The organism is Mesorhizobium neociceri, assembly GCF_013520985.1.
Taxonomy (GTDB): Bacteria; Pseudomonadota; Alphaproteobacteria; order Rhizobiales; family Rhizobiaceae; genus Mesorhizobium; species Mesorhizobium neociceri.
In genome coordinates this window covers 481730-497734 of sequence record NZ_JACDTY010000002.1, presented here as the reverse complement: position 1 = coordinate 497734, position 16005 = coordinate 481730, and the positions used below count along the sequence as shown (strand labels likewise).

The 16005-nt window shown below is 63.7% G+C and carries 19 protein-coding genes; 8 read left to right on the top strand and 11 right to left on the bottom strand.

Features of this window, described 5'->3' with window-relative positions; all coding sequences use genetic code 11:
• Positions 1-30 precede the first annotated feature (30 nt).
• A complete protein-coding gene (ureC, locus tag H0241_RS06425; RefSeq protein WP_407941722.1) occupies positions 31-1743 on the bottom strand; it encodes an urease subunit alpha in 1713 nt (570 codons plus the stop codon).
• 179 nt (positions 1744-1922) lie between these two features.
• Here ureC and H0241_RS06420 point away from each other — a divergent pair, with 179 nt between their 5' ends.
• On the top strand, positions 1923-2285 hold the full coding sequence (locus tag H0241_RS06420) for a hypothetical protein (protein WP_181056566.1): 363 nt from the start codon (positions 1923-1925) through the stop codon (positions 2283-2285).
• Between the two features lie 129 nt (positions 2286-2414).
• Positions 2415-2900 (top strand): hypothetical protein, encoded by a 486-nt coding sequence (locus H0241_RS06415; protein ID WP_181056565.1) that lies wholly within the window; start codon positions 2415-2417, stop codon positions 2898-2900.
• A gap of 26 nt (positions 2901-2926) precedes the next feature.
• Here H0241_RS06415 and H0241_RS06410 read toward each other — a convergent pair whose 3' ends face one another.
• Genes H0241_RS06410 through H0241_RS06390 form a run of 5 tightly spaced genes read right to left on the bottom strand, consistent with a single transcriptional unit; the run spans position 2927 to position 5305 of the window.
• Positions 2927-3232 carry an urease subunit beta gene (locus H0241_RS06410; RefSeq protein WP_181056564.1) on the bottom strand — a complete coding sequence of 102 codons (306 nt, stop codon included), beginning with the start codon at positions 3230-3232 and terminating at the stop codon, positions 2927-2929.
• A gap of 9 nt (positions 3233-3241) precedes the next feature.
• Positions 3242-3835 carry a HupE/UreJ family protein gene (locus tag H0241_RS06405; RefSeq protein WP_181056563.1) on the bottom strand — a complete coding sequence of 198 codons (594 nt, stop codon included), beginning with the start codon at positions 3833-3835 and terminating at the stop codon, positions 3242-3244.
• Positions 3836-3864: 29 nt separating this feature from the next.
• The gene (locus tag H0241_RS06400; RefSeq protein ID WP_181056562.1) at positions 3865-4119 is read right to left on the bottom strand and encodes a DUF1272 domain-containing protein; all 255 of its coding nucleotides are present in this window, start codon (positions 4117-4119) and stop codon (positions 3865-3867) included.
• Positions 4120-4129: 10 nt separating this feature from the next.
• Complete coding sequence (locus H0241_RS06395) at positions 4130-4432, bottom strand: urease subunit gamma (RefSeq protein WP_023693076.1); 303 nt, start codon at positions 4430-4432, stop codon at positions 4130-4132.
• A gap of 30 nt (positions 4433-4462) precedes the next feature.
• Complete coding sequence (locus tag H0241_RS06390; RefSeq protein ID WP_181056561.1) at positions 4463-5305, bottom strand: urease accessory protein UreD; 843 nt, start codon at positions 5303-5305, stop codon at positions 4463-4465.
• Between the two features lie 215 nt (positions 5306-5520).
• On the opposite strand from H0241_RS06390, the gene H0241_RS06385 reads away from it, so the two are divergent.
• The 3 genes from H0241_RS06385 (at position 5521) to H0241_RS06375 (ending at position 7834) form a co-directional block, all read left to right on the top strand.
• Positions 5521-5775 carry an acyl carrier protein gene (locus tag H0241_RS06385; RefSeq protein ID WP_023671226.1) on the top strand — a complete coding sequence of 85 codons (255 nt, stop codon included), beginning with the start codon at positions 5521-5523 and terminating at the stop codon, positions 5773-5775.
• 5 nt (positions 5776-5780) lie between these two features.
• Positions 5781-6989 carry a beta-ketoacyl-[acyl-carrier-protein] synthase family protein gene (locus H0241_RS06380; protein WP_181056560.1) on the top strand — a complete coding sequence of 403 codons (1209 nt, stop codon included), beginning with the start codon at positions 5781-5783 and terminating at the stop codon, positions 6987-6989.
• A gap of 140 nt (positions 6990-7129) precedes the next feature.
• Positions 7130-7834, top strand: a complete 705-nt coding sequence (locus H0241_RS06375; protein WP_181056559.1) for a glutathione S-transferase family protein — start codon at positions 7130-7132, stop codon at positions 7832-7834.
• A gap of 36 nt (positions 7835-7870) precedes the next feature.
• Here H0241_RS06375 and H0241_RS06370 read toward each other — a convergent pair whose 3' ends face one another.
• From H0241_RS06370 to H0241_RS06355, 4 genes are all read right to left on the bottom strand, one after another.
• A complete protein-coding gene (locus tag H0241_RS06370) occupies positions 7871-8212 on the bottom strand; it encodes a hypothetical protein (protein ID WP_181056558.1) in 342 nt (113 codons plus the stop codon).
• Between the two features lie 148 nt (positions 8213-8360).
• Complete coding sequence (locus H0241_RS06365) at positions 8361-8981, bottom strand: nucleoside triphosphate hydrolase (RefSeq protein ID WP_181056557.1); 621 nt, start codon at positions 8979-8981, stop codon at positions 8361-8363.
• A gap of 182 nt (positions 8982-9163) precedes the next feature.
• Positions 9164-10243 carry a hypothetical protein gene (locus H0241_RS06360; RefSeq protein ID WP_181056556.1) on the bottom strand — a complete coding sequence of 360 codons (1080 nt, stop codon included), beginning with the start codon at positions 10241-10243 and terminating at the stop codon, positions 9164-9166.
• 116 nt (positions 10244-10359) lie between these two features.
• A complete protein-coding gene (locus tag H0241_RS06355; protein WP_181056555.1) occupies positions 10360-12171 on the bottom strand; it encodes a methyl-accepting chemotaxis domain-containing protein in 1812 nt (603 codons plus the stop codon).
• Positions 12172-12346: 175 nt separating this feature from the next.
• Here H0241_RS06355 and H0241_RS06350 point away from each other — a divergent pair, with 175 nt between their 5' ends.
• Complete coding sequence (locus H0241_RS06350) at positions 12347-13300, top strand: D-alanyl-D-alanine carboxypeptidase family protein (RefSeq protein WP_181056554.1); 954 nt, start codon at positions 12347-12349, stop codon at positions 13298-13300.
• Positions 13301-13319: 19 nt separating this feature from the next.
• Here the strand turns inward: H0241_RS06350 and H0241_RS06345 are convergent, their stop codons facing one another.
• Complete coding sequence (locus H0241_RS06345; protein ID WP_181056553.1) at positions 13320-13769, bottom strand: universal stress protein; 450 nt, start codon at positions 13767-13769, stop codon at positions 13320-13322.
• A 328-nt stretch (positions 13770-14097) separates the two neighbouring features.
• On the opposite strand from H0241_RS06345, the gene rpe reads away from it, so the two are divergent.
• Positions 14098-14775, top strand: a complete 678-nt coding sequence (gene rpe, locus H0241_RS06340; RefSeq protein WP_181056552.1) for a ribulose-phosphate 3-epimerase — start codon at positions 14098-14100, stop codon at positions 14773-14775.
• Between the two features lie 471 nt (positions 14776-15246).
• Positions 15247-15978, top strand: coding sequence for a GntR family transcriptional regulator (locus H0241_RS06335; protein ID WP_181056551.1), 732 nt, complete (start codon positions 15247-15249; stop codon positions 15976-15978).
• The last annotated feature ends 27 nt before the right edge of the window (positions 15979-16005 follow it).

The window sequence follows — 16005 nt, the reverse complement described above, 5'->3', positions numbered from 1 at the left end:
TTTGGCGGATCGATCCAATCGCCCCTAGCATCAAAACAGAAAATACCGCTGCGCCATCGGCAGCACGGTTGCCGGCTCGCAGGTGAGCAGTTCGCCATCGGCGCGCACATCGTAGGTCTCCGGGTCGACCTCGACATGCGGCGTGGCGTCGTTCAGCACCATCGAATGCTTGCCGATGCCGCCGCGGGTGTTTTCGACGGCGACGAACTGCTTGTCGACGCCAAGCCTGCCATGCAGGCCTGACTCCAGCGCTGCCTTCGAGACGAAGGTCACCGACGAGTTGGTCCTCGCCTTGCCATAGGCGCCGAACATCGGCCGGTAGTGCATCGGCTGCGGCGTCGGGATCGAGGCGTTGGGGTCGCCCATCGGGGCTGCGGCAATCATGCCGCCGATCAGCACCATGTCGGGTTTCACACCGAAGAAGGCCGGGTTCCACAGGACCAGGTCGGCGCGTTTTCCCACCGCGATCGAGCCGATATCCCTGGACAGGCCATGCGCAATGGCCGGGTTGATGGTGTATTTGGCGATGTAGCGGCGGACGCGGAAATTGTCATTGTTGCCCGTCTCCTGCGGCAGCGAACCGCGCTGGCGCTTCATCTTGTCGGCGGTCTGCCAGGTGCGGATCGCCACCTCGCCGACACGGCCCATGGCCTGGCTGTCGGACGAGATGATCGAGAAGGCGCCAATGTCGTGCAGGATATCTTCCGCCGCGATGGTCTCCTTGCGGATGCGGCTTTCGGCAAAGGCGATGTCCTCGGGGATCGACGGCGACAGATGATGGCAAACCATCAGCATGTCGAGATGCTCGGCCAGCGTGTTGACGGTGTAAGGCCGCGTCGGGTTGGTCGAGGACGGGATGACGTTGGGCAGGCCGCAAACCTTGATGATATCGGGCGCATGGCCGCCGCCGGCGCCTTCGGTGTGGAAGGCGTGGATGGTGCGGCCCTTGATGGCTGCCACGGTGTTTTCGACAAAGCCCGATTCGTTCAGCGTGTCGGTGTGGATCATCACCTGGACGTCGTAATCGTCGGCGACCGACAGGCAGCAGTCGATGGCCGCCGGCGTCGTGCCCCAATCCTCATGCAGCTTCAGCGAGCAGGCGCCACCCAGCACCATTTCCTCGAGCGCTGCCGGCAGCGAGGCATTGCCCTTGCCGGACAGGCCGATGTTCATCGGAAAAGCGTCGAAGGACTGGATCATGCGCGCCATGTGCCACGGGCCGGGCGTGCAGGTGGTGGCCAGCGTGCCATGTGCCGGACCGGTGCCGCCGCCGAGCATGGTGGTGATGCCCGACATCAGCGCTTCGTCGATCTGCTGCGGGCAGATGAAGTGGATATGCGCGTCGAAGCCGCCGGCGGTGAGGATCTTGCCCTCGCCGGCGATGATTTCCGTGCCGGGTCCGATGATGATGGTGACGCCATCCTGTGTGTCCGGATTGCCGGCCTTGCCGATGGCCGCGATGCGGCCGTCCCTGAGGCCGATATCGGCCTTGAAGATGCCGGCTGAAGCGTCGATCACCAGCGCGTTGGTGATGACGGTGTCGACCGCACCCTGGGCGCGGGACACCTGGCTCTGGCCCATACCGTCGCGGATGACCTTGCCGCCACCGAATTTCACTTCCTCGCCATGGATGGTGAGATCCTTTTCGACCTCGATGAACAGCTCGGTGTCGGCAAGCCGCACCTTGTCGCCGACGGTCGGACCGTACATCTGCGCATAGGCGGCGCGGGTGATTCTAGCCATCAGTCAATGCTCCCCAAACGCAGTCCGGTCGCAGCCGAACTCCACATCGTCGCCATCCAATGGTCATACAATGACCCGCTCGGCGACACCTTCTGATCCCATTTGGCCGTTGAGGTGTGCGTGCCACCCCAAACCGCCCGTTTGCCAAACCCTTGGCCAAATCGATGGAAGGAAAATCCATGCGCAAAATCATCGTTCTTGCAGCCGCCGCCACGCTGGCCTCCGCGACCGTAGCCGGCGCCCAGCAGCAGCCCACGCCGCAACCGAAGCCGGCGGCGCCCAGCGCTCAGCCGGCGGCGCCGGCGATCCAGAAGGTCAACATCGTCGATATCAGCGAATTGCCCCAGGCCACCCAGACGCAGGTCAATCAGGTGATCGCCCAGCGTGGCGATGCCGGCCTGCAGAAATTGCGCTCTTCGATCGACGCGACGCCGCAGATCAAGTCGGCGCTCGAAGCCAAGGGGCTCACCTCGGCACAGGTGGTCGCCGCCAGCATGACCACCGATGGTGCGCTGACGCTGGTCACCAAGAAGGCGAGCTGACGACAGCGCCCGGCGGGCCGGTATCCGGTCCGCCGGCCCTATTGCTGAGGGAACCTTCGCCGGACGGGAGTCGTTTGGCTTCTTTGGCGCCGAACTGCGTTGCGCAGAAAAGTCTCCAGGGAGCGAGCGATGCCGACCATTCCCTTTGCCGACACCAGATGGCTCCACGCCATAGCCGCTTGCGCATTCCTCGCCGCCTTCGATGCGCACGCCGCGCAAACCGTTGAAAGCCAGGAGACCGTGAACCGGATCGTCGGTTCCAATGTTCGACAGGAAGAGGCGCGGACGGAGACGCAGACCAAGAAGATCATCTCCGCGATCGAGCGGACGCGTGAGAACATCGGCACCGTGCGCAAGACATCCAAGCTCGACAGCGTCGATATCGTCTTCCTCACCGATGCGGCGCGCAGCGAGGGCGGTCCGCCGCCGGCTGTCGAGAACAAGGTCAAGGAGCACCAGGACGACATCACGGAATTGCGCGAGGAGATCGAGGCCAACGCCTTGCTGTTCAACGCGATCGATTCCAGGCGCGTGCTTGCCGAGGACGTTCTGGCCGTCGAATTCGACGATCCCGGAAAGCTCGTGATCTATGCGGCGGCCAAGCCGCCGGGTTGAACCGGAGACGCTCGACGCCGTCGATCTCACAGTTTGCCCATGATTTTCTGCTGAAAACCATAGACCTCGCGTTTTCCCCCGAGCGGCACCAGCGTGACGTCACGCTGCTGTCCCGGCTCGAAGCGCATCGCCGTGCCGGCGGCAATATCGAGACGCATGCCGCGCGCCTTGTCGCGATCGAATTTCAGCCCCTCATTGGTTTCGAAGAAATGGTAGTGGCTGCCGACCTGGATCGGCCGGTCGCCGCTGTTGGCGACTTTGAGCGTCACGGTCGGCAGACCCTTGTTGAGCTCGATGTCGCCGCTTGCGGTGATGACTTCGCCGGGGATCATTTCAGGCCCTCACAGAACGCCGAAGACCAGGCCGACGCCGACCGCAGCACACGCCGCACCGGCGGCGCGGGCAAGGCCGCGAAAGCGCAGGCCGACACCGAGGCCCGCCGCGATGCCTATGGCATGGAGAAGCGCGGTGGCAGCGGCAAAGCCTGCCATATAGTCAAGCCCGCCGGCATTTTCCGGCACTTCGGTGCCGTGGGCATGGCCATGGAACAGTGCGAACAGGCCGATGATGGCGACACCGGCCGAGACCGGCAGGTCGACCGCCAACGCCACCAGCAGACCAAGCGCCACGACGGAGGCCAAAATACCCGGTTCGACGAAAGGCACCGGCATATGCAGCATGCCGAGCGCGCCGCCGACCAGCATGACGCCGACAAAGGCCAGCGGCCAGGCCCAGATCGCCTTGCCGCCCTTGAGCGCGGCCCACAGGCCGACGGCGACCATGACAGTCATATGGTCGAGACCGGACAGCGGATGCGCAAAGCCCACCACGAAGGACGAGGTGGTGCCGATGCCGACATGGGCATAGGCGGGCATGGCCGCCGCCAGCAGCAGGATCGCGGCTAGCGTGGTGCGTTTGGTCGAAGCGGAGATCATCGGTCCTACCTTCCAATTCGGGATAACAATCACGCGGCCTTGCGGGGGCCGCAGCCTTCGGCCTTGAGCACGCGGCTGGTCGAGGCCGGATATTTCTTCAGCTTCTCTGCCGGCCGGATCGGTCGGGCCGAAAAATTGCCGCCGCAGTTCGGGCAGACGCCGCCCAGGACGTTTTCCACACAGACGGCGCAGAAGGTGCATTCAAAGGTGCAGATCAGCGCATCAGTCGCTTCCGGCGGCAGGTCCTTGTCGCAGCATTCGCAATTCGGTCGCAGCTCAAGCATGTTTTTCTCCTCACCGGATCGGTTCGTGCACGGTCACCAGCTTGGTGCCGTCGGGAAACGTCGCTTCGACCTGCACGTCGTGGATCATCTCGGCGATGCCTTCCATCACCTGCGCACGGGTGACGACATGGGCGCCGGCCTCCATCAGTTCGGCGACCGGGCGGCCGTCGCGAGCGCCCTCGACGACGAAATCTGTGATCAGCGCGATCGCTTCGGGGTGATTGAGCTTGACGCCGCGTTCCAGCCGCTTGCGCGCAACGATCGCCGCCATGGCGATGAGCAGCTTGTCCTTTTCACGCGGCGTAAGGTTCATGCACTTTCCCGGATTTGGCCTGGATTTGGCTCAGAGTGACCATAATTTGGGCAGACCGGCCCGCCCGTTGAGCAGTTCGACGAGCGGAACCAGCCGCTTGCGCAGCTGGTAGCCGTCCTCGGCAAACAGCCTCGCAAGAAGCTTGCCAGATTTCTTCACGCTCCAGGCGCTGGCATCGCCCTCAGCGCCGATGATGTCGCGGGCCGGCTCGAGCAAGGCTTCGGCCCGCGGCGAAACCATCAGCAGCGTCGCCACCGCAATGGCGCCGCCGGCAACCGCCGGGCGGCCAAGGGCAGCCGCAATGGCCGGTCCGATGCGGAAATCCTCGGCATGAATGAGCGCACCGTCCTGGCGGACCCGCCAACGGTCGTGGAAATGGCCGTGCGCGGCCTGTTCGCCCATGGCCAGGCGGCCAAAGACCGTGGCCTCGAGCAGCAATGCCCCGGCGCCTGCGGCAAGCTCGACGTCGAGCGTGCGGGCAAAGGCCGAGCGGTCGAAGACGATGGTTTCCTGCGGCAGCCAGGCAATACGGCCGTTCGCGCCAACGCTGAGCTTTACCCGCACTTCGGCACGGTCGCTTTCGGCGCGATAGATCTTTTCGCAGGCCTGGGTGGTAATGGAAGCCGAGGCACCTGGCCCGACATCGATTTCCCAGCCAAGCCGATCGCCGCCAGTCAGCCCGCCCGCGGTGTTGATGAGCACGGCTTCAAGCGGATCGGCCGCAACGGCCGGCATGCGGATCTTTGCCGATCCATCCTGATAGAGGCGCGAAAGCCTGGTGCGGCCGGCACTGACGCCGCATGCAAGCCGAGCCGCACCAGCGACGCGCTGGGCCGGCAGCGCTGCGGTCGAGCCATGTTGCAACGTATCCATCGCCCCAACGTTAAGCACTCCGGCCGCTTTGTCGATATGGTGCTTGTTGATATAGCTTGTTGCTTGACAGCGTTTCCGTTTCTATAGAGGGAGCCTCTTTGGAACGGTCAATGCCGCGCTTGGCGGGGTTTTGAAGGCGACGGCGATTTTCAGTCCACGCAACAAGGGCGCCAACCGATCGGCACCCGAAATGAAAAAATTGGGGAAGGAATCGAATGGCTGACGAGCTGGCAACGGAAATCATCGCCAAGATCAGGGCACATGCGGAGCCCGGCGGCGAAGAGATCACCACCAATACGGAATTGACCGCGCTTGGCATCCATTCCCTGGAACTGACCGAGATCATCTTCGATCTCGAGGAGCAGTACGGCATCGAGATCGAGATGAACACGGTCGATGCCTGGAGCAATCTGAAGAATGTCGGCGATATGGTTGAGGCTGTTCGCGCGCTGATCGCGAAAAAAGCTTGAGCTGAATGCAAAAGCGCGTCGTCATTACCGGCATCGGCGGCATATGCGGGCTCGGCACCAATGCGCCTGCGATCTGGAACGAAATGCGCGCCGGACGTTCGGCGATCGGCCAGATCGACAACCCGCTGCTGCATGATTTGAAGGTCAAGGTCGGCTGCGAGATCAAGGCGATGCCCGAGCATGGCATCGGCCACAAGCAGACCGTGTCGATGGACCGCTTCAGCCTGTTGGCGACGATCGCGGCGCGCGAGGCCATGCAGCACGCCGGCCTGACGTCGAACGAAGCCACCACCTACCGGATGGGCACGGTGGTCGGCGTCGGCGTCTGCGGCTGGGAAGCGATCGAGGAAAACTATCGCGCCATCCTGATCGACGGCAAGAACCGGGCCGGCATCTTCACCGTGCCGAAAGTGATGCCAAGCGCGGCATCGGGCCATGTCAGCATGGCGCTCGGCCTGCGCGGGCCGGTGTTCGGCGTCACCTCGGCCTGCTCGTCGTCCAATCACGCTTTTGCCTCGGCGGTCGACCAGATCCGGCTTGGCCGCGCCGACGTCATGGTCGCTGGCGGCACCGATGCGCCGCTGGTCTGGGGCATTCTGAAGGGTTGGGAAGCGCTGCGGGTGCTGGCGCCCGACACTTGCCGGCCGTTCTCGGCCGACCGCCAGGGCCTGTCGCTGGGCGAAGGCGCCGGCATGGCGGTTCTGGAAACCTACGAGCACGCCATGGCGCGCGGGGCAACCGTTCTGGCCGAGATTGCCGGCGCCGGCCTTTCCGCCGACGCCTCCGACATCGTCGCACCGACTGTCGAAGGACCTACAGCGGCGATGCGCGCCTGCCTGGCCGACGCGGGGCTCAACCCCGAGGACGTCGACTATCTCAACGCCCACGGCACCGGCACCAAGGCCAACGACCAGATCGAGACGGCGGCGATCAAGCGCGTCTTTGGCGACCATGCCTACAAGCTCTCGGTGTCGTCGACCAAGTCCATGCACGCCCATTGCCTCGGCGCCTCGGGCGGCCTGGAGATGATCGCCTGCGTGATGGCGATCCGCGAAGGCATCGTGCCGCCGACGGCCAATTTCCGGCAGGCCGACCCCGATTGCGATCTCGACGTCACGCCCAATGTGGCGCGCGAGCGCAAGGTGCGGGCCGCGATCAGCAACGGTTTTGCCTTTGGCGGCACCAATGCCGTGGTGGCATTCAAGGCGGTCTGACCAGAAGCCGCCGGCCCTGAATCGCTGGTGAAGACGGTGTGTGCACCGCCGGCCGGTTGATCGGCAAAGACGTCGCGGATACTCCTTCGCAACCCGCCAAACGGCACGATGCCGCGCCAAATTCCCGACCGGAGCTTTCGATGACCGACCTGTCCGCTTTTCCGATCACCAAGCGTTGGCCGGCCAGCCATCCCGATCGCCTGCAGCTCTATTCGGCGACAACGCCGAACGGTGTGAAAGTGTCGATCGCGCTGGAAGAACTCGGCCTGCCCTACGAGGCGCATCTGGTGGACATCGGCAAGGACCAGAGCTGGACGCCGGAATTCCTGTCGCTGAACCCGAACGGCAAGATACCTGCGATTGTCGATCCCGACGGACCGGGCGGCAAGCCGTTTGGCCTGTTCGAATCAGGCGCCATCCTGCTCTACCTCACCGATAAAACCGGCAAGCTGATCCCGGCCGATCCGGCGCGGCGCTATGAAACCATCCAGTGGGTGTTCTTCCAGATGGCAGCGATCGGCCCGATCTTCGGACAGGTCGGCTTTTTCAACAAATTCGCCGGACGCGAGATCGCCGACAAGCGGCCGCTGGATCGCTACCGCAACGAATCGCGGCGGCTGATCGGCGTGATCGAGACAAGGCTGAAGGGCCGCCGCTGGATCATGGATGACGATTTCACCATCGCCGACATTTCGATGCTGGGCTGGGTACGCAATCTGATCGGCTTCTACGAAGCGCGCGAACTCGTCGGCTTCGACGATTTCCCCACCGTCGCGGCATGGCTGGAACGCGGCCTGGCGCGGCCTGCGGTGCAACGCGGCCTCACCATCCCCGCCAAGGGCTGAAGCCGGTCGACTTAAGGCCGCCCGAAAGCAGTTGGACTACTTTGCCTTGGCTTTGGCCTTGGAGCCGCCTCTGCCCATGACAGACGCAGCGAGCGAGGCCGCGCCCCTGGCCGTGGCGACAACCGCGCCGGCGGCGACATTGGCGACCGTACGCATGGTGCCTGCCGAACTGCCTGCCGGCTTCCTGGCCTTGGCCGGTTTTGCCGCCACCTTTGCTGTTGCAGTCGGCACCACCTTTTTCGGCGCCGCCTTGCCGAAAGCCGGCTTTGCATCCCTGGAGCGCGCGGCGATTGCGGGGCCGGCGCCTGCCTTTGCCTGCGTGGCTTTGGCTGACGTGGCCTTGGATTTGGCTGCGGGTTTTCTTGCCTTGGTTGCCATCGGACGAAATCCCTCTGTGGCTAAATTGCCTTAGGGCACGATGCCGAAAAGTGTGAAGCGGTTTTCGGACGACATCATGCTCTGCTTATTTGATCCAGAGCGATAACGACCTGAAAGTCTTAAGGTTCCCGTTCGGAATTGCTGAGAATTAAGCGGGATCGCCCACAACCAGGTCGGCGGAACGCCGACGGCCAAGCACGCGGTCGATGTTGGGCATGTCGTTGGAGGCGATCCAGGCGCGGGCGTCTTCGTCGGAGCGGCCATGCTCGTGCCAGCGCACCAAAAGGCGGCGCTCGAGTTCGCTACGCGGCACATCGACAAAGATGGTGAAGTCGAACAACGGTGCCAGCCGCGCCCACGGTTCCTCGTCGAGCAACAGGTAATTGCCCTCGACCAGGATGAATTTGGTCTCGGCGGCGACAATGGCGGCTGCGGCGCGCGACAATTCCATGCTGCGATCGAAGACCGGAATGGCGATGTCGGGTTCGCCCGAACGGATGCGCTTCAACAGCGTTTCAAAACCGGCGAAATCGAAGGTTTCGGGCGCGCCTTTTCTTGGCCGCAGACCGCGCTGGTTGAGCACGATGTCGTCATAGTGAAATCCGTCCATCGGCACGACTTCCGAGGCGCCCTCCGGCAACAGATCATGCAGGCCGGCCGACAGCGTCGACTTGCCGGAGCCGGGCGGCCCGGCAATGGCGACGATGAAGCGCTTCGCCTTGCCGGCGCGCTTGAAGATGGTGGCGGCGAGGTGGGCGATTTCGGACATGAGAGCCTTTTTGGCAGCCGGACGGTTTCAGCCCGCATCTTGGCGGCTGTTGGTGGAAATTTCAAACCGGGATTTGCGCCGCCTGGGGGAAGGCCAATTGCTGAGGCCAGCGCTGCCCCTCATTGCCCTGCCGGGCTTTCTCCCCGTAAACGGGGAGAAAGAGGCTGTCGCAACCCTGCTGCTCAGACGCGCAGGAAATCGCTGTCGAAGGCGACGTCGCGGGTCGAACCGTCGGCTCCGGTGAGACGCATGTGACCCGACGCCGTAGCGAGATCGCGCGGCGGCTCGCCATCCGCCTGCGGCAGCGCGCCGATCACATGGCGGAAGGAGACTTCGCCGCCGAGCGTGAAAGCAGTTGCCACGCCTTCGCGCTTCAACCAGTTGTCGCCGATCGACGCGGCGTGGCCGACGGCGGCGCGGCCATCCTCGATGCCGAGCACGCCGCGATGGCGGCCGCTCCACGGCGCGTAATCGCGGCCGCCATTGCTGAACCACAGCATGGTGACCGGCAGCTCCGTCGGGTTCTTCAACACCAGCACCAGATCCTGCTCGGCCCGCCGCGCCAGGGCGGTCCAGCCCGGACCGCCATGATCGGCCTCGACCATGGTGATGAAGTCCTCGCGCTGATCTTCCATCCGGTAGTCGGTGAGATCGAGCGTGCCGCCGCCGGTGGCCGGAAAGCGTGCCAGATCGGCGGTGCGCGCGGGATAGGCAAGCCGGAAGCGGCCGCGGGCCGGATCGGGCTCCAGCGATGTGTCCAGCGTCGCGGCAAAGCGCTTGGGCGAAAAGGCCAGCCGGCCGCCATCGCGCATCGCCGTCATCGGATGATGGGCGGCGGACACCGCACCCGAGCCGCCGGAAAAGACATGCTCCTGATAGAGGAAGGGATGACTGTTACGAAGCGTGAATATCTTGTCGACCGTGGCGCCCATGACCGTGCGGCGCAACCGGAACACAGCCCGCCAGCCGTCTGATGTTGCCTCATTGGAGACGACATCCCAGCCGCTGTTGGCCGGCCAGCCATGCAGCGGCGCGGCCTCGATATCGCTGGCCGAAAACGGCGCGCAGAGGAAATCGCCCGACAGCCGCACCGTGCCTTCAGGCAGGTCCGGCGACAGCGTTTCGCCGGCATCGACCCATGGCGCGCGGTGCAGCGGCTTCAGCTGCCGGCCATCGCTGTCGACCGTCACGTCGGCGATATGGCCGACCGTGAGGTCGAGCGTGACCGAGATGCCTTTTGCCTTGATCGTGACCGTATCCACCCGCGCACCTGCTGATTCTGATGGCAGCGAACAAACCCGCTCCGCGATAGATGCGCAAGCACAGCTTCCGGCATTTTGCATCAGACCAGTTCCACCCTCCGCCGGGAGCGCGGGTGCTACTGCCGCTTGTATTCTCTGACCGGCGACTTGGTGCCGTCGGTGTAGGTGACCTGCACCGCCATTGAGGTCACGCTGTCGGCAACCTTGAAATAAGGCTGGTAGTCATAAGGGATGGCGTAGGGATCCTTCTTGTCGCAAGGCGGCATCTTGATCTCCTTGTCGAGCGCCGTGCCGTTCAGGCTGTAGCGCACCTCCTTGATGCCGCAACGGTACGACAGCATCTGCGAGAAATAGACGAGGCCGTGATTGCCGCTGGCATCGAAGGCGATCCACGACGTCCAGAACTGGTCGAGAATCTGCTTGTTGCCCTGCTGGAGCGCGGCTTCCGGATCGAAACTTATGTTGAACGGCCCGGTCTCGCGGCCCCTGAGATCGAGATATTTTACCCCGATGGTGGTAGCCGTGGTGCTGTCGGGCAATTCGAAGCTCGGATTGGGCATCGGCTTGCCTGTGCGCTGGTCGTTCATTGCCATCAGCCCGGTGTCGGTGAACGGACCGGATTCACCCAGGCGCCAGGAAATGCCCGTCGCCGCCTCGGGCAGCGAGATGGAGATCGTCCAGCCGGCATTGGAGCGCATCGGCGTCAGCGACGGGGCAAAGCGGCTGGGGTCAAGCACGTCGCCAAGGGCTGTCAGCCGGCTGCGGCTGCGGTCGAGCCAGTCGGCGAGCTGCGTCTGGTCGACGAAATATTTGAGCAGCCCGCCATCCTTTTCATAGGAGACGAACTTGGTCAGCGCCTCAGCCTCGCTGCGCTTGTCGGACAGCGACTGGACGCCGAGGCGATCTTCGGAGAACTCCTGCGCGAGCAGATAATAGGCCGACGCAAAATCCGGATTGGCCGCGATGAAGGCATTGAGCTTGTCGAGGCGCTGAGCATCGTCGAACTGCAGGATATGGACCAGCTTGATCGACAATGCCTTGGCCTTGTCGGCAAGCTGGCCGAACACTTCGCGGGCGCCGGCCTTGCCGTCCTGCACGCGCAGCAGCGTGGCAAAGCGCGTGTAGGGATCGACGGCGTCGACGTCGAAGCCGGCAAAGGCGAGATAGGAGCGCCGGGCGTTCAGCATGTCGCCGGACAGCTCGTAGACGCGGGCATTGTGGTAGAATTCGTCGGGCCGCTTCGGCTCGGCGATCGCTCCACCTTGCGCAGCCAATGCAGCAAAACCCTTGGCGATGGTGTCGATCGAGGCAGCGATCTGCTCGGTCGTCACCTGCAGCTTGTCGGCCTGCTCGGCCTGTTTCTGCTGACCGGCAGCGAGCGTTTCGGTGGTCTGCTTGACCTGATCGACGGTCTTTTGCGTCTGCGCGCCCTGCTCGGTCTGCTGCTGCTGGTTCGACGCAATCTCCTCTGCCTTTTTCGCCACCGCGTCGGTCGACTGCTTGACCTGGTCGACCGTCTGCTGGGTCTCAGTCACCGTCTGCTCGATTTTGGCCACCCTGGCCGAGACGATGCCCATCTGCTGCTGCAGTTGCGCGATGGCCGGCACCAGGCCGGCGATGATCCCGTTCTGCGAATTGGTCTGTTGCTGAAGGCCGTAGACGCCGCCGGCAACCGCCGCAGCAGTGGTCGCAAAGATCAGCGCCGGCAAAGCCTTGGCGGCCAGCACCAGCCGCAGAACAATGGCGATGGCGATGATGGCGGCAGCAACCGAGGCGACCAGCGCGATATAGGCGGCGAACGGCGCCAGCGGATTGAGGATGTCGGAGGCCGCCCCGCCGATGAAAGCGACGCTGCCGGCCCATTTGCCGGTGCGGCTGAGCGAAGCCCTGATAAGAGATGGCGCAACCGCGCCGATGTCACCGGTCATTGTCAAATCCCCCACGCAATTGCCGCCTCTATAGCAGCAGCGCGACCCCGCAGGCAAAACAGGACAGGAAACAGGCGTTTTCGGGGAGAGGAAAACCAGCCTTGTGCGTTAACCAAATGGACGCGGCCAATGGGTTAGGCTAGGTTCCGGCCCTCTCAGCAACGCCGGACTTACCTTGCCCGACTTCCATTTCCCCTCCCTCATCCAGAGATTTGTCGCAGCCTTGCTGCTGTTCGTCTTCGTTGCCGGCTGCAGCACTGCGCCGCCGCCCGACAGCGTACTGGCGGTGCCCGCGCCACAGCAAAAATATGCGGCGATCGTCGTCGATGCCGCCAGCGGCAAGACGCTGTTCGAGGTCAGTTCGACGGCGCGACGCTATCCGGCGTCGCTGACCAAGATGATGACGCTCTATCTGCTGTTCGAGGCGCTGGAAAGCGGCCGCGTCAGCAAGGAAACGCAGATCCCGGTTTCCGACAACGCCGCAAGGCAGCCGCCGACGAAGTTGCGCTTCCGGCGTGGCGAAACGATCGACGTCGATTCGGCCATCCGCGCGATGGTGGTGAAATCGGCCAATGACGTGGCGGTGGCGGTCGGCGAATATCTCGGCGGCTCAGAGGAGCAGTTCGCCGCCATGATGACCGCCAAGGCGCGCCAGCTCGGCATGACCAGCACCAATTTTCAAAACGCCTGCGGCCTGCCTGACGACGGCCAGGTGACGAGCGCGCGCGACATGGCGGTGCTGGGTATGGCGCTGCGTAACCGCTTCCCGCAGCACTTCCACTATTTCTCCGAAAGCGACTTCATGTTCCGCGGCCGGCTGGTGCGCGGCCACAATGACATGCTTGGCCGGGTACGCGGCGTCGACGGCATCAAGACCGGCTACATCAGGGCCTCCGGCTACAACATCGTAACCTCCTACAATGCTGACGGCCGGCATCTGATCGTGGTGGTGATGGGGGCCGACAGCGCCAGGCAACGCAACGACCATGTCGAAGCGCTGATCCAGCGCAGCCTGTCGCCAACGATGGCCGACACGAAGACGCGGCTGATGTTTGCCCGGCAGCAGCAACCGGGTTCGCCGCTTCCCGCCTTGCCAGGTTCGGCGCTTCCCGGGGTACCAGCTCAATAAACGGCCGGCGCGATCGACCCTAGCGCACCACCAGAACCGGTGTCTCCGTCAGCGACAGCACTTCGGCGGTCTGGCTGCCGAGCAGCAGGCGGCCGAGGCCCCGGCGACCATGCGAGGCCATGACGATCAGATCGCAGGCTTCCGTGCGGGCGACATCGAGGATGCCCTCGGCGGGCGTCTTGTTTTCGATGTGCAACGTCTTTGCCGGCACGCCGAGTTCGTCGGCCGAGGCCTTGCAGCGGTCGAGCACGTCGGTGGCATAGCGGCGGGCATTTTCCTCATAATTGACCAGTTCGTCGCCGGCCGCGAACCCGGCGACAGCGCCACCCCAGGCCAGGACCGGGAACGGCTCGGAGACATTGACGAAGGTGACGGTGGCCGCAAGGCTGTTGGCCAGCGTCAGCCCGTGAGCAACGCCCTTGCCGGCGAGTTCCGATCCGTCGGTGGCGATGAGAATATGCTTGTACATGGTGGTAACCCCTGTTCTGGGCCATCCATTGCCCTGGTGGCCTGGCGAAGCGCTTCGTGGCGACACCGTCAGCTCTCTTCTGGATATAAGCGCCCCATCAGCCTGGCCACAGGGTCACGATGGGGCCAGCCGGCGATGACCATGGCGCCAGCGGGCACGCTGCCTGCGGGCGCCGGACCTGCTCGATCACAAGAATCGCGCACCGGCAGGCGAAGCATCCGAGGGGCCGCTGCCGGCGCAGCAAATAGCGACTTTCCCTTTTCGGGATCATGGTCTAGGCAATCGTCAGATAGCGCCCGCAAACAGGGCGCCCAAAAAGGGCTGCATCATGAGCAGGAAGACCCTGATCGCGCCATCGGTGCTGGCGTCGGATTTCTCGAAGCTCGGCGACGAGGTCGAGGCGGTGGCCGCAGCCGGCGCCGACTGGATCCATCTCGATGTCATGGACGGGCATTTCGTGCCCAACATCACCTTCGGCCCGCCAGTGATCAAGGCCATCCGCAACCGCACCAAGGCCTTCTTCGACTGCCATCTGATGATTGCGCCGGCCGATCCCTATCTGGCCGCCTTTGCCGACGCCGGCTGTGACGGCATGACCGTGCATGCGGAGGCCGGACCGCATCTCGACCGTTCGCTGCAGACCATCAAGGGTCTCGGCAAGAGGGCTGGCGTGTCGCTCAATCCGGCGACACCGGAAAGCGCGATCGAATATGTGCTCGACCGGCTCGACCTGATCCTGATCATGACCGTCAATCCGGGCTTTGGCGGCCAGGCCTTCATCCCGGCCATGATCGACAAGGTCAAGCGGGTCAAGGCGCTGATCGGCAACCGGCCGATCCGCATCGAGATTGACGGCGGCGTGTCGCCGGAGACAGCTCCCCTGGTCACATCAGCCGGCGCCGACGTGCTGGTGGCGGGCGCCGCCATCTTCAAGGGCGGCAGCGTTGAAGCCTACCGGGCCAATATCGAAGCCATCCGAACCGCGGCCGACCGGGCTGCCGGCTGACATCGGCCTCAAGACAAATGCCGACGGTTCTGATCTCTTGGACTGGTCTCTCGGCCTGATCTTTGCGCCAGTCGACAGGTCGGACCATCACGGCGGGCGACACGATCACCACATCTGACACTACATTAGGCAGCCAAAATCTAGTTGACGAATGTCGGAAGTATCCTCGTCGCGGGAGCGGCCAGTTCGGCAACCTGACGCGCGTTAAGAAAAAATTACCCGTACTCCTGACCTTACAACCATGTCGCGAAGACGCGAGCCGCACCATGGGGCAAAGTTTCTTCACAAGAACAAGTTTTTCACGATATTCGTTACTTCCCCCGAGTAAGATGTGCAAACCTTCCTCTTTAAGTCGAATATCGTGATCTTCCCCTTGAGCCATGGATGCCTCGAGGCATATAGTACAAGTACGGGCGAATCGTTTGCTTCGCGAGCGGGCTGGCGGAGCATGGGAGAGCGATAGGAGCCATATTGACCTACGGATCTGCCGATATGAGCGAAAGCGCGGGGGCCAAGAGCACGCTCGCCAGTACGGTCTATCAACAGCTTCGCGACGATCTCCTGCGCGGCGTGTTTGAAAGTGAAAGCAAGCTGCGTGTCGAATGGGTGGTTTCCCGTTACGGCGCCGGTGCCTCACCGGTTCGCGAGGCTCTTAACCGGCTTGCTTCGGAAGGCCTGCTCGGCCGCCACGACCAGCGCGGTTTCTTCATCATGCCGGTCAGTGCCCCGGACCTCGAGGAATTGACGCGCACCCGCTGCTGGCTGGAAGAGCGGGCACTGCGTGAATCCATTGCCAACCGCACCGGTGAATGGGAAGAGCAGCTGGTGCTGGCCTTGCACCGCCTGGCGCGCGCACAGCGCCGTTTGCCGGAGGATCCGTCCTCGAACAATCCGGAATGGGAAAGGCTGCATCGCGCTTTCCATCGGGCACTGATCGCGGGCTGCCGGTCGCATTGGCTGACCGGCTTTTGCGATCAGCTTTCCGATCAGGCCTCGCGCTACCGGCTGATCTCCCAAGAGGGGGCCGAGCGCGACGAAATCGGCGAGCATCGCCTGATCGCCGAGCGCGCCGTGGATGGCGATGCCGATGGCGCCGTCGAAGCCTTGCTCAACCACTACCGTCTGACGGCAGCTATGTGCATGGAGCGCTTCAACGAAAGTGGCGATCACCGGGTCGGCAAGGCGCTCCGCGGCCGCAGATAGCATCACTTCCGTTTCGATCCGAAATCC